The 21,908-nt window shown below is 36.9% G+C and carries 18 protein-coding genes; 12 read left to right on the top strand and 6 right to left on the bottom strand.

Annotation, left to right across the window (positions count from 1 at the left end):
- Positions 1 to 10: 10 nt before the first annotated feature.
- From PSF28_RS14330 to yegD, 4 genes are all read left to right on the top strand, one after another.
- The gene (locus PSF28_RS14330) at positions 11 to 1,885 is read left to right on the top strand and encodes a heme lyase CcmF/NrfE family subunit (RefSeq protein ID WP_272685245.1); all 1,875 of its coding nucleotides are present in this window, start codon (positions 11 to 13) and stop codon (positions 1,883 to 1,885) included.
- On the top strand, positions 1,878 to 2,924 hold the full coding sequence (gene nrfF, locus PSF28_RS14325) for a heme lyase NrfEFG subunit NrfF (RefSeq protein WP_272683923.1): 1,047 nt from the start codon (positions 1,878 to 1,880) through the stop codon (positions 2,922 to 2,924). The genes PSF28_RS14330 and nrfF overlap by 8 nt, the downstream gene beginning before the upstream one ends.
- A gap of 333 nt (positions 2,925 to 3,257) precedes the next feature.
- Positions 3,258 to 3,656, top strand: a complete 399-nt coding sequence (locus tag PSF28_RS14320) for a hypothetical protein (protein WP_210840564.1) — start codon at positions 3,258 to 3,260, stop codon at positions 3,654 to 3,656.
- Between the two features lie 406 nt (positions 3,657 to 4,062).
- A complete protein-coding gene (yegD, locus tag PSF28_RS14315; RefSeq protein ID WP_210840493.1) occupies positions 4,063 to 5,415 on the top strand; it encodes a molecular chaperone in 1,353 nt (450 codons plus the stop codon).
- A gap of 82 nt (positions 5,416 to 5,497) precedes the next feature.
- On the opposite strand, the gene PSF28_RS14310 is transcribed toward yegD, so the two are convergent.
- Together PSF28_RS14310 and PSF28_RS14305 are read right to left on the bottom strand one after the other, a co-directional pair.
- Entirely contained in the window at positions 5,498 to 5,977 is a 480-nt protein-coding gene (locus PSF28_RS14310; protein WP_272685244.1) for a DUF4822 domain-containing protein, read from the bottom strand.
- 185 nt (positions 5,978 to 6,162) lie between these two features.
- The gene (locus PSF28_RS14305; RefSeq protein ID WP_210840000.1) at positions 6,163 to 7,017 is read right to left on the bottom strand and encodes a LysR family transcriptional regulator; all 855 of its coding nucleotides are present in this window, start codon (positions 7,015 to 7,017) and stop codon (positions 6,163 to 6,165) included.
- A gap of 109 nt (positions 7,018 to 7,126) precedes the next feature.
- Here PSF28_RS14305 and PSF28_RS14300 point away from each other — a divergent pair, with 109 nt between their 5' ends.
- From PSF28_RS14300 to dmsD, 7 genes are all read left to right on the top strand, one after another.
- Positions 7,127 to 7,597, top strand: a complete 471-nt coding sequence (locus PSF28_RS14300; RefSeq protein WP_210840001.1) for a multidrug/biocide efflux PACE transporter — start codon at positions 7,127 to 7,129, stop codon at positions 7,595 to 7,597.
- Between the two features lie 374 nt (positions 7,598 to 7,971).
- The gene (locus tag PSF28_RS14295) at positions 7,972 to 8,439 is read left to right on the top strand and encodes a hypothetical protein (protein ID WP_210840002.1); all 468 of its coding nucleotides are present in this window, start codon (positions 7,972 to 7,974) and stop codon (positions 8,437 to 8,439) included.
- 290 nt (positions 8,440 to 8,729) lie between these two features.
- On the top strand, positions 8,730 to 9,476 hold the full coding sequence (locus tag PSF28_RS14290) for an energy transducer TonB (RefSeq protein WP_272665768.1): 747 nt from the start codon (positions 8,730 to 8,732) through the stop codon (positions 9,474 to 9,476).
- A 475-nt stretch (positions 9,477 to 9,951) separates the two neighbouring features.
- A complete protein-coding gene (gene ynfF, locus PSF28_RS14285) occupies positions 9,952 to 12,378 on the top strand; it encodes a selenate/tellurate reductase subunit YnfF (protein WP_247605454.1) in 2,427 nt (808 codons plus the stop codon).
- Positions 12,379 to 12,388: 10 nt separating this feature from the next.
- Positions 12,389 to 13,006: a DMSO/selenate family reductase complex B subunit gene (locus PSF28_RS14280; protein WP_196724638.1), complete on the top strand. Its 618-nt coding sequence runs from the start codon at positions 12,389 to 12,391 to the stop codon at positions 13,004 to 13,006.
- Between the two features lies 1 nt (position 13,007).
- Positions 13,008 to 13,865, top strand: a complete 858-nt coding sequence (locus PSF28_RS14275) for a DmsC/YnfH family molybdoenzyme membrane anchor subunit (RefSeq protein WP_210840004.1) — start codon at positions 13,008 to 13,010, stop codon at positions 13,863 to 13,865.
- 121 nt (positions 13,866 to 13,986) lie between these two features.
- Positions 13,987 to 14,604: a Tat proofreading chaperone DmsD gene (gene dmsD / locus PSF28_RS14270; RefSeq protein ID WP_272665767.1), complete on the top strand. Its 618-nt coding sequence runs from the start codon at positions 13,987 to 13,989 to the stop codon at positions 14,602 to 14,604.
- Between the two features lie 143 nt (positions 14,605 to 14,747).
- Here the strand turns inward: dmsD and PSF28_RS14265 are convergent, their stop codons facing one another.
- The 4 genes from PSF28_RS14265 to PSF28_RS14250 are packed head-to-tail and all read right to left on the bottom strand — an operon-like array spanning position 14,748 to position 19,539.
- Entirely contained in the window at positions 14,748 to 15,890 is a 1,143-nt protein-coding gene (locus PSF28_RS14265) for a trans-sulfuration enzyme family protein (protein WP_272685243.1), read from the bottom strand.
- 23 nt (positions 15,891 to 15,913) lie between these two features.
- Entirely contained in the window at positions 15,914 to 16,912 is a 999-nt protein-coding gene (locus tag PSF28_RS14260; RefSeq protein WP_272685242.1) for a D-cysteine desulfhydrase, read from the bottom strand.
- A gap of 16 nt (positions 16,913 to 16,928) precedes the next feature.
- Positions 16,929 to 18,353, bottom strand: a complete 1,425-nt coding sequence (locus PSF28_RS14255) for a Na+/H+ antiporter NhaC family protein (protein ID WP_272685241.1) — start codon at positions 18,351 to 18,353, stop codon at positions 16,929 to 16,931.
- Positions 18,354 to 18,393: 40 nt separating this feature from the next.
- Complete coding sequence (locus tag PSF28_RS14250) at positions 18,394 to 19,539, bottom strand: trans-sulfuration enzyme family protein (RefSeq protein ID WP_210840519.1); 1,146 nt, start codon at positions 19,537 to 19,539, stop codon at positions 18,394 to 18,396.
- Positions 19,540 to 20,755: 1,216 nt separating this feature from the next.
- Here PSF28_RS14250 and PSF28_RS14245 point away from each other — a divergent pair.
- Positions 20,756 to 21,886 (top strand): M20 family metallopeptidase, encoded by a 1,131-nt coding sequence (locus PSF28_RS14245; RefSeq protein WP_210837785.1) that lies wholly within the window; start codon positions 20,756 to 20,758, stop codon positions 21,884 to 21,886.
- Positions 21,887 to 21,908: the final 22 nt, after the last annotated feature.

Raw genomic sequence — 21,908 nt, 5'->3', positions numbered from 1 at the left:
AGGGTAATCATTGGAACTAATACTCCCAGAAATTGGCTTTCTCTGCCTCACATTGGCACTCTGTATTGCCTTTTTTCAAGCATTGTTTGGAGTTATTGGTTTTTTCCGCCATATTCCGAGGCAAATGCCTCGGAATATTTTTTGGACCTACTTACAATTTTTTTTCTTGTTCGTTGCCTATGTTTGTTTAACTCTCAGTTTTATTCAAAGTGATTTTTCAGTTGTATATGTGGCACAACATAGCCACCGGTTATCGCCGTTATATATTAAAATTGCGGCAGTATGGGGAGGCCATGAAGGCTCAATATTTCTTTGGCTACTGTTTATCTCTGCTTGGAGTTGCCTATTTGCATGGCGTTATCGTCAGCAAACTCACTCCGTATTTCCTCTCACTTTAACCTTACTTGCTATTATTAGTACCGCATTATTACTGTTTATCGTCTTTTATTCCGACCCTTTTGTCCGCATTTTCCCACCTGCTGTTGAAGGGCGAGATCTCAACCCAATGCTGCAACATTGGGGATTGATATTACACCCCCCACTACTTTATTTAGGTTATAGCGGGTTAATGGTCGTGACCTCCTTAGCACTGGCATCCACGCTGTGCGGGCAATTTAACCAAACTATTGCAGGACTCTGTTGGCGCTTTACAGTGCCAAGTTGGTGCATACTTACTATCGGGATAACACTGGGCTCATGGTGGGCATACAGTGAATTAGGCTGGGGGGGTTGGTGGTTTTGGGACCCAGTTGAAAATGCATCGTTGTTACCATGGTTAAGTGCAACTGCGTTACTCCATAGCCTCACCGTTTCACACAAAACAGGTCATTATCGCCATTGGTCAATATTACTGGCGATCCTCACGTTTATTTTATCTCTATTAGGCACGTTGATTGTACGCTCAGGTATTTTAATGTCTGTCCATGCGTTTGCTTTGGATAACGTTAGGGCTGTTCCTCTCTTTTTATTGTTCAGTTTTCTGAGTTTTGGTGCTTTATGTATATATGGTTGGAAAGCTAAAAACATCGATAATTTGCCAACTAAAACTAATCGCCGTCAGCTTCACTTATTACTCACTTTAATCTTATTTTCTACTGTATTATTTATTGTCCTGACGGGCACACTTTACCCGATGATTTACACGTTATTTGGTTGGGGAAAAATATCGGTTGGGGCACCTTATTTTAACCAAGCATTATTACCATTTGGTATTTTGATGCTAATCATAATAGCAGTAAGTGCCATTTATCCGCTTAACAAAACTCGGATTAAAGCCCAATGGCGTATTCTTTTAATTATACTTCTCAGTGTGTTAGTAAGCTTATCTCTTTGGTCTAAAGGGCTTGTTATCGCTCTTTCTTGTGGTTTTTTATTTGCGATTCTACTTATCTTTTGGCTACGCCCCATCGATGCTATCCGCCAACAATTCCCTTCCCTTATCGCTCATACAGGGGTTGTGATTTTTGCGGCTGGCATTGCCTTATCAATTGGTAGCCACCATGAAACCAGTGTTAGTCTTTCTGTTGGGCAATCTATTTCACTCGCAGGTTATCAATTTCAATTCAACGAGTTACAACTTGAAGCTAAATCTAATTACACTACCGAAAAAGCCATTATACAAATTCGCAAAGCTAACCAACCATTACACCAGTTAATTACCGAGCGCCGGTTTTATACTGCTCGCCAGCAATTAATGATTGAACCTGGTATATATTGGGGGTGGCTACGTAATTGGTATGCGGTATTAGGTGAAAAAACGGGAACAAATAGCTATGCAATACGCCTTTACGTACAAGATGGCATTCAATGGATTTGGAGCGGTGCGTTTGTAATGTGTTTTGGCTTATTAATAAGCTGGATAAAAGGGAGAGTAAAAAATGCTTAAAACCCTATTAGCACTATTTTTCCTATTTTGCTCTTTTATATCCAATGCTCAGATTGTTGATGTGTGGCAATTTAATTCTATTGAAGAACAAGAATATTCTTTGCACATAGCCTCACAATTACGTTGTCCGCAGTGCCAAAACCAAAATTTACTCGAATCCAATGCACCCACTGCAGTAAGTATGCGCCACCAAGTTTTTAAAATGGTTGCAGAGGGAAAAGATAAAGCGCAAATCATGCATTATATGACCGAGCGATATGGTGATTTCGTGCTGTATAACCCTCCCCTGACTATTGGCACCGCACTGCTTTGGGGATTACCGGGTATTGCTCTGATTGGTATTTTTTATTTCATTTTCAAATTTGTTCGGTCACAAAAACAGCCGCTTATAGAGAACAATTTTCACCATCAGCAGATATTCGAGCAATTATTGCCAGAAGATGTAACAGCGCCATCAGTTGCAAAGCAATGGCATATGAATAAGTTACTCGCCATATTAATTGTGTCAGCTGTTATTGGTTACTTTTTTTCACCTCGGTTTGAATTAGCCTACCAGGAATACCAACGTATTTCAGATCCTCTACTCTCATTCACACCATTGCAGCAAGAACAAAATGATTTATTCCGCTTGCAAGATGATATTCGCCAATCACCTAAAAATAGTGAGCTTTGGGCTACACTAGGTGAATATTATCTCTATCAAAATAGTTATGATAACGCATTAATTGCTTATCAAAGAGCGTTAAAATATGGTGGAGAAAATGCTCAGGTATACTCCGCTATTGCAACCGTTTTATATTACCAAGCAGGTCAACAACTAACTGAAGATGTTAGAGCGGCAATCAATAAAGCATTAAGCCTTGATAAACAAGAAGTTACTGCTTTAATGCTAGTCGCTTCAGATGCTTTTATGAATGCAAATTATGAGCAAGCAATTGATATTTGGCAAAAATTATTAGATAGTAATAGTTCTCGTATTAATCGTTCTCAACTCATTGAAGCTATTCATATGGCAAAAATAATGAAGAACAAAAAATAATAATCTTATTTAATTATTATTTTTTTTGTTACTCTAGGGATTAATACATACTGAATTATCACAATAGTGATAAAATATTCTTTATGAAATGTCTATTTATTTAAATGTGTAATTTTTCGTTTCTTATTGATTACCATTGTTTCCCCTCTATATTACTTCAAATAATCTTATGTTAGATTGGTAACCGTTAATTATCCCAAATGTAATCCAAGTATATCTCCGTAAGTGAAATTATCAATTAAAAGTTAGCTTATGGCAATGAATTTTCATTTAATTTTTATATTTTGGCATTCATTGGGAGGTTCAAAAATAATAACATAAGAAATAAACACTATGAAAAATAAAATATTTTCATTTTTAGTCATTGGCCTAATTGCAGGCGCTTCCTTTATAGGAGGCGTTGTAAGTAACTATACACCTGATTTAGATATTGTAGAAAAATCTCAAAAAGCGGTAGAGGATTTTTTAGCATTTCCCAAAACGGCCGAGTATAAAAATGTTAAATATCATGAAATAAGAGAAACCTTAGACCATGGTATGCTAGGTTATGTATGCGGTGAAGTGCTTATTTTCACTAGCCAAAACTCATATTCATTTAAACGTTTTGTGGTCAAAACCTATCTTCATGATGACGGCCGTAATGTTGTTTCTATTCCATTAATTGATAGAGATGATAAAGAATTTCCTAATAATGATTTTAATGTAATTTGGAATAAATATTGTAATAGTTAAAAATATATAAACCAAACTATTTAAATAAGATATTTCCGAGAACCTCTTTAACATTACATTAAAATGTTAAAGAGGTGGAAAAATCAAATATTACATTACAAACCACACTCTATATAAAAATAGCTTTAAATAATCTTAATATTATCGATAGGTATTTTCACTCACCCACCTTAAGCTAAATTAATTATGTTCTTTTTATGAATATCAATAACGCAATCCTTCAACAATGATTGCATTTTGTCATAGTGCCTCCGTGCTTTCAGAGTATCTAGACAACATGCGATCAATTTATGCTATCTCCTTTTGAGTTTTCCCCTTCATATCGAACTATTTTTTCGATAGTAATTCATTCCTGCTTGATATAAAGTCTCTGCCTTTTTTCAACGTCGTTACTCTTGGAGGCGAAATGTTTATTGGTTTTGATTACGGTACATCTAACTGTGCTGTCGCAGTCATGAAAAACGGGGTACCCACACTATTACCATTAGAAGGCGATAGCGTTTATATTCCATCAACCTTATGCGCGCCAACAAGAGAATCAGTCTCTGAGCATTTATTTCGCCATTGTAAAATCTCCCCCTCGAATGAAATCGGACAGCAAATTTTAAAAAGATCTATCGCGTTTAACCGTGATGAAGGGATCGATTTAATGCCCGAGGACATTGTATTTGGGCAAGCTGCTTTAGATTTATATTTGAGCGACCCTAGAGATGTTTATTATGTAAAATCCCCAAAATCTTTTTTAGGGGCTTCAGGCTTACATGATACTCAAATTAGTTTTTTTGAAGACCTTGTCTGCGCCATGATGAAAAATATAAAGAATACTGCAGAACATTCTTTACAGCAGGTTATTGATGACACGGTTATTGGCCGGCCAATTAACTTTCATGGACGTGGCGGGGAACTTTCAAATCAACAAGCAGAATCCATACTCTATCGTGCGGCAAAACGTGCAGGTTTTAATCATATTGCTTTCCAGTTCGAACCTGTTGCTGCCGGGCTTGAATATGAATCAACATTAAGTAAAGACCAGATTATCTTAGTCGTTGATATTGGCGGTGGAACAACGGACTGTTCATTGATTCAAATGGGACCTACTTATCGAGATGCACAGGACAGAACACAATCCTTACTTGCACATAGTGGCCAACGAGTGGGTGGAAACGACCTTGATATTTACCTAGCATTAAAACAATTAATGCCACTTTTTGGAATGGAAAGCCAATCTTTATCAGGCATTAAAATGCCATTTCTACAATTTTGGAACCCGATTGCTATCAATAATGTTGAAGCGCAAAAAGAATTTTACTCACGACAAAATTTGACAGCGTTAACACGCTTAAAACAAGATGCAAAAGAACCTCAAATAATATCTCGATTGTTAGAAGTTTATAATGAAACATTAGGTTATAGCTTAGTACGTAAAGCTGAAGAAGCTAAAATTGCTTTGTCGAACGCCTCAAGTTATTTAGCTCAAATTAAATTAATTTCTGAAAAACTAGATGTGAATATTCCACATGAACAAATGGTGGAATCAATTGAATCACCAAAAAGTAAAATGATTGAATTAGTTAAAGAGGCTGTCAACCAAGGCGGGGTAAAACCTGATGCTATTTACGTTACAGGTGGAAGTGCTCGCTCACCAGTATTACACCAAGCGATTAGCCAAGAATTACCTAATATTCCGATAGTACGTGGAGATGATTTTGGTTCTGTTACTGCAGGATTAACACGCTGGGCGGAAACCTGTTTTAAATAAAGCTGCAATAGAACAATAATGCCGCAGAATAAATTACTCAATAAATGAGCTTTATATCTAGACTGCGGCATTGGTTTAAATGTTATTTTTTAACTTTATGGACAATATCAAAGTACTTATCTTTGCTATCTTGCTCTGGATAAATACGATACGTATATTCTTCAGGTGTTACTGTCACATTTTCAACGACACGAGTAAATAAAACTTTACCGTCATCATCCTTCGCTGTTAATGAACGGCTTTTGCCATTTTCATCAAATGACCAGTCACCTTTCATTTTAGGTTTGCCATCGAACGTGGTCATATTAAAAGTCCCGTCTGGATAATATTCGGCAACCCCAAAGAAGTTTGCAACTTGCTTATCTTCTGCGCTAACTTCTTTTTTATCTTGATCTAAAGCTTCTGTCGTTACCCAGACTTTGCCTACCATAATTTCTTCGTAAGCATTTAATTTATGTTCTGCCTTCTGTGATTGGCTTGCTGCTGGAGTTGTCGCTGCATTAACAGCAAATGACATAGTAGATACAACAGCAAAGAGTGTAGGTACTAATAATTTTTTCATTTTTATCCTCTAATAAATTAACTCAAACAACAATTTGATTAAGTTCAGATTAGCGATATAAAGCCAACTTTAAAAATTATATTACGTTTATTTACAAGATAATATCTTATTACATTTAATATAGACTGTTTTACAAAATAAAATATAGCGCAAACACATTGATTTTAAAATTAATCTCCTTAAATTTAGCTATTAAGTAATTTATTAATCAGCCAGTAACCTGCTTTTCCCGGTGGATTATTCTTAGACCAAACTAAATCCACATCAATTTTACGTGGCCATAAATCATAATTAATACTCATTAAACGGTTATGGCCGAATTGCTTAACTAACCATGTCGGTAATATTGCCCATCCAGCACCTTGTTCTGCCATTTCTAATAATAGTAAATAATTAGGCGCAAACCAGTTCTTTTCACTATTAATAATAATTTGGCTACTACTGCTTAGCCGTAGTTGGCGAGTCATTGTTAAATGCTGATAAGTAATTTTTTTCTCTTTAGCTAATGGATGGCTATTTAATACATATAAACCTAATTCACCTTGAATAGGTAAACGGGAAAAAGAAATATCTGCAGGATATTCTGTTCGAGATTCCATCATACCAACATGAGCCTGCTGGTTTTGGATCATTTCAATAACCGCATTATTTTCTGCAATTAAAAACTCGAACTCAAGATGCGGAAATTGTCTATCTAATGTCGTTACAATATGTTCAGCATGAGGGGGCTGATAAATATCTGAAAAAGCGCAGCTTAATCTTGGTTCAATATCTGGAAGCAGTTCAACTCGAAGTGCTTGAAGACGCTCATCTGCTGATAAAATATCCTCAACTAAACTTAACACTTTTCTACCTGCAAAAGTTAATGTTGATTCACGTCCCTGCCTATCGAATAACGAAAAACCCAAGTCATCTTCAAACCCACTGATTGTCGTACTCACAGTTGATTGGCTTTTATTTAATTTACGAGCCGCAGCAGAGAATGACTTTAAGGATGCCGCCTCCACAAAGGTACGCAATGTTTCTATAGAATAATTCATGAGGTATCGCTTTTTCCGATGGCTGCCATTTTGTATATATATAAAAAAAAGCAAATAATTGCACCCGATTTTTACCCAAAAAATAATTTTCCATATCTTTGAGGTAGTTATGAGCAGGTATACAAAAACATTAACTGAACGAATTTTTCATGCGGTTTCATTTGAAGTCATCGCGATCGCGATAACTGCACCGGTCAGTGCGTGGCTTTTAGGACGCTCAATTTTCCAAATGGGAACAGTCGCTATTGTCTTATCGACACTGGCAATGCTATTAAACTTATTTTATAACATGGTTTTTGACCGTTATTGGCCCTTATCTAAGGGGCCTCGCCCAGCCAAAGTACGCATTTTTCACGCCGTTGGATTTGAGTTGAGCTTTGTGATCATGGGTGTACCAATGCTGGCGTTTTTACTTAAAATGACATTCTTAGATGCATTCTTACTTGAAATCGGCTTTTTTGCCTTTTTCTTATTTTATACTTATGCGTTTAATCTTGGATATGACATCTTACGTGAGCGTTGGTTTGCGAATAAAGAAAATACTATACGCGTCTCAGAAACAGCGGTTAAACGTTCTTAATTTTAATTAAATATTCAAACACCGTGTAGCTTATCTATACGGTGTTATTTATATATCATAAATACAATAAACATGCCGAAATAACTCTCTCTTTTTTGCAAAATGATGAATGCGTTTTATGCACTCATCATATGCATAGATATCAATTTCATCATTGAACACGATCACCTATATTTACGGCATCGTAATGATGAGTTCTACGATAACTTTATAAAAATACTACTTAGATACGTTTATCTATCAATAACAAACCTAAGTTCGAGTGCAGTAAATGGAAGTTAAATATTAGATTACTTCTATTTTTAAAACTTATTTATATAAAGTTATCCATTATTTTGTCCAAAATTTAGGCAATGTTATTTAAAGGTATTCCGATGAACAAATTATTTATTTCTTCTGCACTTTTTCTGGTATTTAGTTTAAGTGCTCAAGCAGACGTAACCACCCATAAAAATGCCATTATTTCACTCAGTTTTATTGAAAATAATACCGCTTACGCAAACCAAATCGCTATTGCTAACCATGCAAAAGCCGCTAATTTATCGCCTAATGGCATCCAAGGTATTACGAAATCTTTTGCACAGATGAATTCGCATGAAAAGGCAGTTACTGCATTAAGTTTTAATGAAAATAATATGTCCGCAGCGAACCAAGCAGCCATTAATTCACATCTAAAAGCTGGTAATTTAGCAACAGATAAAGTTAATGGTATTAGCAAAAGTTTTTTAGCAATGGATGAACATGAAAAAGCCGCAGTCGCGTTGAGTTTTACCGAAAACAACCAATCCCCTTCTATCAAATACGCTGTACAACAACACTTAATCAGGAGCCAGACAAAATAATAAAATAGAGAAGGATATTTAACTGATTTATCACACAATTAATCTTATTAAGACTTGGTGACTCACTAAGTCTTTTTTATCTAAAGAAATATTTCATTAAAAATCAAAGCATTAAATTCTAATTATATACACCCACTAAAGTTGATAATAACTATCATTTGCAATTGATAATTATTAACATATAATTCGAATCGTTATTTTATCTTATGAGTTATAACTCAAGCATAACTACTTAGTACCTGTTTTGGTCTATCCTCTTTAGGTTCAACGAGAAAGAATATTGAGGTCTTATGATGAGTCGGAAATTAATCACTTTTACGCTATCCATAACACTGCATATTCTTGTTATTGGGTACTTAACCTATGTTACTGCTCAATCATTATCCTTAAAAAACCAAGCACAACACGATGCGCCGATTATATCGATCGCATTGACTCAAGCGGTCAACGTTGCAGAACCTGAAGAGCTCCCTCAACCTATAGAACTCCCTAGTGAGGTAAAAATAGAGCCCAGCCCAATTATTGAAAATGCCGCCATTGTTGTACCTAAAAAGCAAAAAAAGGTGATCAAAACACAAAAAGAACCTGTAAAACCCAAAGAACTCACTAAAAGAACTGAAAACACCCGCAAACAAGCTGACTCCGAAATTAAAAATGATTTGCCGATCGCACAACAACAAAAAACCGGTGACCTTGTTTCTTCTCCATCGGCAGGAATTAAAGGCCCCAAAAACCAACATGCGACTAGTGACACTAATAGCCAATTAATTAATGCCTATCGAGAAAAACTGCGCCAAGAAGTTGAGCGAAATAAACAATACCCTCGCCGTGCGAAAAAAATGAAAAACCGTGGTATTGCAACCATTCAATTTCAATTAAGCCAAACCGGAGAAATTAGCTTAATTCGTTTAGCAAGCAGTTCAGGAAATGATTTATTAGATCAAGCCGCTTTACTTGCAGTACAAAAAAGCCGCTCTGTCGGTAAGCCACCAGCAGGTTTTGCTCAATCTATCACTCTCAATATTGAATTTAATTAACCACCATTAATAATAACAATTATTTTCAATAAAAAATCACACCTTAATTGGATATTAGATATTCACTTTTTAGTTAGTTATTCTGTATTTATGTTTCATTCCCCAAAATAATAATAAATTTCATTGATTTTTCAGAGCAATGAATAGTTCTAGAGAAATATATTATTATTTTCCAACTATACGACTAAAAGTCTTCTCCTTAATTTCCGAAAAATCACCACCGAGAGAAATATTTTCTCTACAAAACGCAACATTAACATTTCTAAATTTTCAACCATGAACAAAAAAAAGAAAATTTCTTTTTATTCATAATGTTATAATGATATTAATTATCGTTAATATTTATTTATTACAAAAAAGTTACCAGTTTTACAAATATAACTTCATTGATATGGCGCAAAAAAAACTAAATATGACAGAGTAAGATAGCCCTTGAATAACACTATGTTTAATATGGTCATAAAGGCTAATATCAATGAATACAAAAAATAAATTATTAAATAGCCCTATCTCAAGGCGCAATGTCGTGAAATCTGGCGCTGCTGGCGGTTTATTTGCTGCAGTTGGCGGTTTATCACTTCCTTTTAATGCAAAAGCAATCGATACCACTCAAAACTCAACATCCCCTGAAGAAAAAGCCGTTTGGAGTTCATGTACCGTTAACTGTGGTAGCCGTTGCCTATTACGCCTCCATGTGCGTGACGATGAGGTATATTGGGTTGAATCAGATACGACGGGGAAAGATGAATATGGTGATCATCAAGTCAGAGCCTGCCTGCGTGGTCGTTCAATCCGCAGAAGAATGAATCACCCGGACAGATTGAAATACCCAATGAAACGTGTAGGTAAACGTGGTGAAGGCAAGTTTGTCCGAATTTCATGGGAAGAAGCCCTAGATACCGTTGGTAATAGTTTGCGCGATATATTGCAAAATTACGGCAATGAAGCTGTACATGTTCTCTATGGTACTGGCGTTGATGGCGGTAATATCACCAACTCAAATGTTCCTTATCGCTTAATGAATTCATGTGGTGGTTTCCTGAGCCGCTACGGCAGTTATAGTACTGCACAAATTCGTGCAGGTATGAATTACCTATACGGCTCCCAAGAAGCAAATAGTCCCGATGATATTGCAAATACAAAGCTCGTTGTGATGTTTGGTAATAACCCTGCCGAAACTCGTATGAGTGGCGGAGGTGTCACTTATTATGTCGAACAAGCGCGCGAACGTTCAAATGCGCGCATGATAGTCATTGACCCCCGCTATAATGACACTGCTTCTGGTAGAGAAGATGAATGGTTACCTATTCGTCCTGGTACTGATGGTGCACTCGCTGCCGCATTGGCTTACGTGATTATTACTGAGGATATGGTCGACCAAGAGTTTGTTGATAAATACTGTATCGGCTATGACGAAAAAACCTTGCCAGCTTCGGCACCTCAAAATGGTCACTATAAAGCGTATATTTTAGGCCAAGGTGCTGATGGCATTGCTAAAACACCACAGTGGGCTGCTAAAATTACAGGTATCCCAGCAGATAAAATCATTAAGTTAGCCCGTGAAATAGGCCAAGCAAAACCCGCTTATATTGTTCAAGGTTGGGGTCCTCAACGTCATTCAAATGGTGAGCAAACCGTTCGAGCAATTGCCATGTTAGCCATTATTACTGGTAATGTTGGCATTAGTGGGGGAAATTCAGGCTGTCGTGAAGGTACTTATGATTCCGGTGTTGAATGGTTCCCGATGCTCGATAACCCTGTAAAAACTCAGATTTCTGTTTTCACATGGACTGATGCTATCGAACGCGGAACTGAAATGACAGCCATTCATGATGGTATCAAAGGGAAAGATAAACTAGATGTTCCCATTAAATTTTTATGGTGCTATGCCAGTAATACATTGATAAATCAGCATAGTGATATCGCTCGCACTCATGAAATTTTACAAGATGACAGCAAATGCGAAATGATTGTCGGCATCGACCACTTCATGACGGCCTCTGCAAAATATTGCGATATTTTACTACCTGATTTAATGCCTACCGAACAAGAAGATCTTATTCCTAGTGAGTCCGCAGGAAACATGTCGTACATGATCTTAGGCCAACCAGCCACTAGTGCTAAATTTGAGCGTAAGCCTATCTATGAAATTTTGTCAGAAATAGCTAAACGCTTAGGCCCTGATGTCGAACAGAAATTTACCGAAGGCCGCACTCAACACGAATGGATTAAATATTTATGTGAAAAAAGCCGCGAACGCTTCCCTGATATGCCAACTTATGAAGAAATGAAAACTGTGGGTATTTTCAAGCACAAATGCCCTGATGAGCATGTCATTGGATTTAAAGATTTCCGAGATAACCCTCAAGCCAATCCACTGAAGACGCCTTCCGGAAAAATAGAAATTTACTCAGAAAGCCTAGCTGAAATAGCGAAAACATGGCAATTAGCACCAGATGATGTGATTGACCCGTTGCCAATTTATACCGAAGGCTTTGAAAGCCATACCGATAGTCTTAATAAAAAATACCCATTACAAATGACAGGGTTTCATTATAAAGCCAGAACACACTCAAGTTATGGCAACATTGATATCTTAAAACAAGCTTGCCGCCAAGAAATATGGATTAACCCTATAGATGCCAAAGCGCGTGGTATTAAACAGGGTGATATGGTCAAGGTTTTCAATGATCGAGGTGAAGTTCATATTCCAGCGAAAGTGACACCACGGATCATGCCAGGCGTGACTGCAATGGGCCAAGGGGCTTGGTTAGATGCCGATATGTTTGGCAAAAAAGTAGACCAAGGCGGGTGTATTAATGTCCTCACGACTCAACGCCCTTCACCGCTTGCTAAGGGGAACCCTCAGCATACTAACTTAGTTGAAATTGCAAAACTATAAGGAGCCCGGCATGTCACAACAATATGGTTTTTATATTGATACACAACGCTGTACGGGCTGCAAAACGTGCGAACTCGCCTGTAAAGATTTTAAAAACTTATCCGCTGATGTTCATTTTCGTCGTATTTATGAATATGCAGGCGGCGACTGGACAGAACAAGACGGTGCCTGGCATCAAAATGTATTTTCTTATTATCTTTCCATTTCATGCAACCATTGTGAGGACCCTGCTTGCGTTAAAGTTTGCCCAAGTGGCGCGATGCACAAACGTGAGGATGGCTTTGTCGTTGTCGATGAAAGTGTTTGTATTGGTTGCCGTTATTGCCATATGGCATGCCCTTATAGTGCACCTCAGTTTGATGCAGTTAAAGGGCATATGACTAAATGTGATGGCTGCTATGAACGTGTGGCTGAAGGCAAAAAACCCATTTGTGTTGAGTCTTGCCCGCTACGTGCATTAGATTTTGGGCCCATTGAAGAGCTACGTGCAAAATACGGCACAATCAATGAGATAGCACCTCTACCCGCAGCACACTATACCAAACCCAATATTGTGTTAAATCTCAATGCAAATTGCCGCCCTGTTGGTGACACCACAGGTTATTTAGCGAATCCGGAGGAAGTTTAAAATGGGCGCAGGCTTACATGAATATCCGTTAATCTTCTTCACCGTTATAGGTCAAAGTGTTGCCGGTGCATTTATTCTCATGGCTCTGGTATTGTTAATGAAACCCTTACAAGAGCAGCATCATAAAATAGTGATGAGCATGTTTGGTTTGTGGGCGTTAATGGGAATTGGCTTTTTACTATCCATGTTGCATATGGGCTCGCCGATGCGTGCCTTCAATTCAATGATACGTGTTGGTCATTCGGCTCTGAGTAACGAAATAGTCAGTGGCTCAATATTCTTTGCCTTAGGTGGGATATATTGGTTACTGTCATTATTGAAGAAGATGCCCAAGTCTGTCGGTACTATTTGGTTAATTGTCACAATTATTTGTGCGGCAATATTTATTTATGCCATATCTCGCGTTTACCAAATTGATACCGTCCCAACTTGGTTTAATCACTATGGTAGTTTGCAATTTATCCTAACCAGCTTTATTGCAGGTCCTGTTCTTGCTGCATTTTTATTGCGCATAGCAAGCTATGATATCAATAACGTCCGCTTCTTTACATTAATCAGTATTGTTGCAGTGATTGCGAGTAGTATCTTGGTGACAGCACAGGGGTTTGAATTAGGCTCCATCCAAAGTTCAGTACAAAAAGCATCTGAGCTTGTTCCAGATTATGCCTCACTGATGGGATGGCGTACTGTTTGCTTAACATTAGGGCTAGCTTTCTGGATTTACCCACATGTTAAAATGAAAAATCCTCCAATTATCGGGCTATTAGTCGCCGTATTATTGGTAATTTTTGGTGAATTAATTGGTAGAGGCATTTTCTACGGGCTACATATGACTGTAGGTATGGCTATCGCCGGATAACGACTATTCCATTGTTTTTACGATGATAAGGGGGCTAATTACCTTCTTATCATCGACAACAATCGCATGTTTCGCTACGATCGCACCAAAGCGTCATCATCAACATAGCAAGTGGACAAATATGGAACAAAAATTATTGGCAGATTTTTCGCTTTGCGCGCAAACTTTGGGGGCATTATTTTATTATGACCCTTCCGATGCACGTGTAAATAAGCTAATTGATTTATTTACGACGAGCGAATGGTTAGCTGAATGGCCATTCACACAGGATTATGATTGCCAACGTATTGATAAACTTTTTCAAGATAGTCTTTCTGAATCAGAAACTTTACAAGAAGCCTACCAGCGCTTATTTATTGGCCCTTATGCATTACCTGCACCACCTTGGGGTTCTGTTTATCTTGATAAAGAAAATGTTATTTTTGGTATTTCGACACTTGAATTAAGAGCATGGCTTCGTAATAACCAAATCAATATTGAATTAAATCAAAAAGAACCCGAAGATCATGTGGGGCTAATATTTCTTCTCACTGCCTGGGTGATTGAAAATAAACCAGAACTGTTACGTGAATTACTAGAAATACATTTTTTACCTTGGGTATATCGTTATTTAGAGAAAATGCAATTGCAAAGCGGAAATGCTTTTTATGAAGCCACTGCGCTGCTGGCGACAGAAACTTTAAAACATATCCAACAAACTGCTCAATTAAATCCAGCGAATAAAGAGCTTTGTCTTTAGTTTTATATCGTTCAAATAAGCATTTTGTGAAGTAAAAGCCCTCTAAATAATCTGACTATTTAGAGGGCTTAAAATATTATGGGCATTTTTTAGGCGTGTGGTAGGTATCACTCAGAAGTAAAAATGCGTTACTAATGGCCTAATTACTGTACCTGCGATAAAGCAAAATCGGCATCAGTGAGTAAGTCATCTATATCTTCACAGCCCAATGAGAACCGCAATAACCCATCCGTTACACCTTGCAGTAATCTTTCCTCTTCAGGGATACACGCATGGGACATCATTTTAGGGTAGGAAATAATTGATTCAATTCCCCCTAAGCTGACCGCAACGAGTGGAATACGAATCGCCTCTAAAAATTGTTTTACATTTTCATAGCTACCCAAATCAAAGGAAACCACCATTCCGCCATTTTTAGACTGTTGCATATGGATCATATGGTTTGGGTGTGAAGCTAACCCCGGATAAAAAACGTGTTGTACTTTTGGGTGCTCATTCAGATATTCTGCAAGCTTTTGCGCATTTTCACTAGCTCGTTCAACCCGCATTGCCATTGATTTTAAACCACGCATCGTCAGCCAGCTATCAAATGGGGCCGCAATACTGCCAATAGCCACCGCAGACTTATGTAACCACCTCGCATATTCAGGGTTATTCGTTGCTACTGTCCCTAAGATCACATCACTATGGCCATTTATAAATTTAGTCGCACTATTAATAGAAAAATCAATTCCAAGAGAGATAACATCTGATAACAATGGCGTCATAAAGGTATTGTCACAGATGGTAATAATATTATGCTGTTGCGCAATTTCAATAACAGAATTTAAATCAGTCACTTGTAATGTAGGGTTAGATGGCGTTTCAATATAAAACGCTTTGGTATTCTCCGTTATTGCTTGCTGATAGTTCATTGGATTAGTCGCATCAACAAATGTCACTGAAATGCCATAACGAGGCAGAAATTCAGTCATTAACTGGAAAGAACCACCGTAAATATTTTTGCAGGCAACAATATGGTCACCCTGGCTAAAATTAAGTAATACTGCGCTTATTGCTGCCATTCCTGAGGAGAAAATCTCAGCAAATTTCGCGTTTTCAATCGCGCAAATTGCCTCACTTAATGCATCTCTCGTTGGATTGGAAAAACGAGAATAAATATGGTCGTAACTTTCCTCAATATTGGCTTGTGAAAATGTGGATGATTGATATAACGGAATAGAAGAACTTCCGGTATATTTATCTGTCATGGGGTAACCATGAATAACCTTGGTATTAATTTTCATATGTAAATCGCATTATCAAAAGTCTATTTAATCGTTGCTACATTGATTTCAGAATAAGCAAAAATAGCGGGTGCTCCGCCAGTATGAATAAAAAGTAATGGCTGATTGCCATCAATACTTTCTTTTAAAATATGATCAACTAAACCCGCCATGGCTTTACCGGTATACACAGGGTCAAGTAGTATTCCTTCTTTTTGAGCTAATAGCTCAATGGCTTGTTGGCCCTTGTTATTCGGCTGACCATAGCAAGGTGAAAAATACTGATCCCACAGATTCACTTTAGGAAAATCTGTCAGGTTTAATAATTCACCAATTTCCTGCTGTAAGGTTTCTACCTTAGGTTGTTGCTGCGCAACTGTTCTTGAAACGGTAACACCTATCACTGGAGTTTGAGGAAATACCGATTGTAATCCCATAGCTAGCCCTGCATGCGTTCCTGCGCTACCAGAAGCAACAATAACTGCGGCAAATTCAATATCTTTAGGAGTCTGCTCGGCAACTTCTAATGCACAATTAACATAACCTAATGACCCTAAAGCATTAGAACCACCAATAGGTACAATATAGGCATCTTGCAATCTAAGGGATTCAACTAACGCTTGCATTTGTAAGCTTGGGTCGGTTAACTCATCACAAAAATAACAGCGGGCATTAAATAAATCTGTCAGTTGTTTATTACCATTTGTTAAAAATAATGAATTCAAACTCTGTAATGGGTTTTCTAATAATACGACACATTCCAGACCATACATTGACGCTATTGCAGCTGTTTGGCGAACATGGTTTGATTGAATAGCCCCTGCAGTCACAATCACCTTAGCCTTTTTTTGTATCGCATCTGAAATGATATATTCCAATTTACGCAGTTTATTTCCCCCCATCGCTAGGGGGGTCATATCATCACGCTTAATATAAATATCACGACCTAAATATCCGGAAAGATTATTTAATTTTGCTAACGGTGTTGGTCCTCGAAGTAGATCTATTTTATTTATTGCAGCTAATCGTTGTTTAATGCTCATTATATTATTCACCTTATTAATATGTGAAACCTAAATAGAGATAAACCATCAGCGCAAAAGCGGCAGTCACCGTGGCATAAGGCATTTGGGTACGAATATGCTCAATATGGTCACAATCTGTTGCCATAGAGGCCACAATCGCATCACTGGAAATGGGTGATGTCATATCCCCATAAATTGAACCTGCTATTGCGGCACCAATCATATATTCAACAGGCATTCCGACTGAAAGCCCCAATTGCACACCGATTGGGATCATAATCGCAAATGTCCCCCACGATGTTCCTGTTGCTAATGACATCACCGCACTAATTAAAAATATAAAGCCGATTGAGAAAGCCGGTGAAATGACACCAGAGGTAATTTCAGCTATATAAGCACCAGTGTTTAAATCTGAAGAAACGGTTCCCATTAAAAAAGCAAGGATCATCACTGAACTAATTTTTACCATGCTGGCATAGCCGATGTATAACTCTTTAAAGAAAGTCTCAATATTAAGCACACGACGCGCTAAGAACCACACAAAAGAGACTAAAGTTCCAAACATGACTCCCCAATATACCGATGTTGAGCCACTACCTTTACTAAAATCACCATTACCCGTGATATAAAGCGCAATAGGTACCATTAATACGGTTGATAAAATTGGAATAAAAAAGTTAAGAGAGGTATGGCAATTAGGATGCTCAATAATATCTTCATCATCCTGCTCAGTTTCTTCTGCAGACAATAAAGTTAAAGCTTGCTGCTCTGCACGTAAATCCGCTTTTTTCATTGGTCCCCAAGAAACATTGGAGAAAATATAAAATAATACTGAAGCTAAAGAAAACCACGCCATGATATTAAATACCATTGAGCCAGCTAAAATTTCAAATGGCTCTCCAGTAATTAAACCTTTAGATATTTGTACACCAATAACGCCCATCATTGCCGCCCCCCAACCGTTAATCATGGCTGATGAACAAACTGATACGCAGGAAGTTTGTACAATATAGGACATTTTTTCTGGCGAAACACCGTACTTCTTCGCTAATGTTTTTGTTGATGCTCCAGCAATTAATTGGTTAATCGAGCTTTCAATAAAAATTAATGATGTAATAATCATCGCCATTAATTGAACAGCTTTTTTATTTTTAATTAACTTTGTTTTATTTGTTAATAATTTAACCAATGAGCGCACACCGCCAGTAACAACGACTAGCCGCATAATACCGCCAATCATTACCATAAATAAAATTGTTTTTGTATTTCCCGGTGATGCAAACGTATTAATAATACCATCGAGTGTTCCGTTTACACCCAATAATATATTGTGATCATATATAACGGTAAAACCAACGAGTATCCCCAGCAATAATGATAATATAACTTGTCGTGTAAAAATGGCTAAAAGTATCGTCACCATTGGCGTGACAATGGTCCAAATTCCATAATCATTCATTAGATGCTCTCTTATTATATTTTATTTTGATTTTAATAAATTAAGATAGTGCGTTTTCTAAATCATTTAATAAGTCAGTGATATCTTCAATACCTACAGATAAACGTAATGTGGTGTCATATACATGGATACTTTCCCTTTCTTCTTTTGTCATCGACCCATGTGACATCGTGGCAGAATGATTTACCATACTTTCAACACCACCCAATGATTCGGCTAATACAAAGTAATTAACTTTAGATAAAAACGTTTTGGTATCTTCAATATCCCCTTTTAATTTAATTGTCACAACCGCTCCACCTGTACGCATTTGCTTTTTACATAATTCATATTGTGGATGTGAAGCTAACCCTGGGTAATAAACCTGTTCCACTCTTGGGTGCGTCGATAAATAGCTAGCCACTTGCGCTGCATTACTGCATTGTGCCGCCATACGTAACGCTAATGTTTTTAATCCACGTAAAGCAAGGTAGGCGTCAAAAGGAGAAGCAATTGCTCCTAAAGTCGTTTTTAGAAAATCAAGGCGGCTGGCTAAGTCTTCTCTTTGGGTGATCACAGCACCACCAATTAAATCGGAATGACCGCCAATATATTTACTTGCCGATAACATCACTAAATCAGCACCTAATTCTAACGGCTTTTGGTTCCAAGCTGTTGCAAATGTATTATCAACACAAGTTAAAATATTATGTTTTTTTGCAAGTGAACAAATCGCATTGATATCAACTAACTCTAATAATGGATTAGTTGGGCTTTCAATCCAAATTAAGCGTGTGTTGTCTTTTATTTTTGTTTTAACTTCATCAAGGTTATTCAAATCAACATAATCTATTTGATGACCGCTATTAATGGTTGAAACTCGTTCAAATAACCGAAATGTTCCACCATAAACACCTTTCATCGCAATAATATGGGAGTCTTTTGGTAATAAATTTAAAACTAAACTTGAAGCCGCCACTCCGGATGCAGTTGCTGTTGCATAACTTCCACCTTCAATTTCTGCTAGTAAGGTTTCATATGCATAACGCGTTGGGTTGCTGCAACGTGAGTAACAATATTCACCATGCTCTGTTAAACTTTGCTGAACAAAAGTGCTGGCTGTTGTAATAGCAGGAAAAATAGCATGATTAACGGTATCTTGCTGCTTTCCACCATGAATTAAAATTGTAGCAATATTCTTAGTCATAATCTAAAACCCAATATAGTAAAATAAAAGTGATATCTTTATATTTGTTGCTAAAAAGAATATGCCATAGGGAAATAGAAAATTTTTTCTAAAAATTGGTGTCTTTATTCAAATTAAGAGAAAAATTTTCTATTTTAGAATTAATTTCCTTTTAATTCATAATGTTGACGTATTTCCCATAAATGAGCGAGCCGTCACAATATTATTATTTTGTTTATCCCCCACAACCAACCAATCCATAAAAAATGCATAACACACTAAAATAAAACAATAAATGTTTTATTAAAGTTAAATATATCATCACTCAATGTAATTATTTAGTAGATATTCTGTCGTTGATTTAACATGAACCCTAGTATTCATACCTATTTTTCCTCTTTTCATACTGCATAATAGGCATATAAGAGAAAGTTATTCTCTTACATCTTATTTCTTGTAATGAGCTATATCACTTAAAAGTGAGAAGAAGTCGATTAATAAAAATGCAAATCAACACGTAAAAGAATGGTTATCAAGCAATAAAGGCTATTTATAAGATAAGGAAAGCACAGAGACTAAATTTGACTGAGATATTTTTAATTTAATTCCCCAGTTTTTTGGTTCAAAAAAAGCACAATTAACTATTACAAACTATGATAAATGAAATGCTATCGCTATTTAAATTATTAGAAAAACGCATGACCACTATATATTTTATAAATTATTCTAATCACTTTTTCTTAAAGAATCTCAATTTAGCCTAGTGCAGAATTATTCATTAAAAATTCAAATTTGCTCGAACAAATTCAGTAATGTATTCCATATTATATATCTTCATAAAATTACTCTCTATATGGGTTTATTTTTTTAGTGAATAATCATCTTGTATACAAATTATTTATTATGATACAGTCAAAAAATGCCTATGATTCAAGCATCAAGTATCGATATTGGTTATATCCTTTACTGTGATATGACTCACTTGAGCATAAAAAATTGAAGCATTAGTTTTCCACGATACAAACAGTGAGAATCAAAAAAATCCGCAATTGTTATTAGTAAATTTGAATTTTATCTTTGGTTTTTTAACTTTAATAAAAGCCATGTTTTATTTAGTGAAAATCTGAATTATATAAATTTAACTTAATATAAACTCTGTTTTGATATTACCTAAAATTAAATTTACCACAATAAAAACAACTTAATTTTGTAGTAGAGACAATATAAGGAAACAATTATGAATAATAACTTTTCAGTGCATGAAGCCAGTATGCTTGCGCTACTTAAACAAGTAGTCAATATTGAATCAGGTTCTTATGATAAAGAAGGTGTAGATAACCACGCTGCTGTTTGGTGTGAAAAATATCGCGAAATGGGGTTCGAAGTCGAAATCATTGAAAATGAATCACTCGGTAATAATTATCGAATTTATCACCCATCAACAAAGGCTGATATATTAATTTTATTGCATTTAGATACCGTTTTTCCTAAAGGTACCGTTGCTGAACGTCCTTTTAGCATTGAAGGTGACCGCGCTTATGGCCCTGGTGTAATTGATATGAAAGGCAGTCATGTCATGGTATATCAAGTCATGAAGCAACTTCATGATAATCAAGACATTCGCTACAAAAATATTGAGATTCTCCTCAATTGTGATGAAGAAATCGGTTCTATTTCATCTCGCGGCATCATCGAACAATGTGCCTTAGGAAAACGCTACGCACTTGTGATGGAGCCTGCGCGTGCTAATGGCGCGATAGTGAGTGCTCGCCGTGGTGTTGGGACTTATGTGTTAAATATTGAAGGGAAAGCCTCACATTCAGGTATCGCACCTGAAGCAGGTATCAGTGCAATTCAGGAACTATCATATAAAATTCAAAGCCTACACGCACTCTCTGCTCATGATAAAGGCCTATCCGTTAACGTTGGTCTAATTTCTGGCGGAACCTCCGTTAATACTGTCGCACCGAATGCCAGAGCAGAAATCGATGTTCGTATCTCGTCTGAAGAACAGGGTATTGAAATCGATAAAAAAGTCAGGGAAGTGTGTAGTACACCAGTATTAGACGGTATCAAACTCACCTTAACCGGCGGAATTAATCGCCCACCTATGGCTAAAACGGATGAAAGCACCGTTCTTATCAACATCATTAAAGAAGAAGCAGCCCAACTAAACATTGATTTACTCGATGTTTCCACTGGCGGCGGCTCTGATGCCTCTTTTACTGCGGGTGTCGGGACTGCCACTGTCGATGGGTTAGGCCCGATTGGTGGTTACCAGCACAGTGATAAAGAATATTTAGAAATACCGTCGCTCACAGAGCGTGCTCAACTATTTTTCAATGTATTACAACGCATTACACAATAAAAAATAATCCAATAGGAAACTC

It is taken from the genome of Providencia sp. PROV130, from assembly GCF_028482225.1.
In the GTDB taxonomy this organism is placed as follows: Bacteria; Pseudomonadota; Gammaproteobacteria; order Enterobacterales; family Enterobacteriaceae; genus Providencia; species Providencia rettgeri.
Note: the sequence above shows the minus strand (reverse complement) of the source record. Positions and strands in the feature narration are given on the sequence as shown.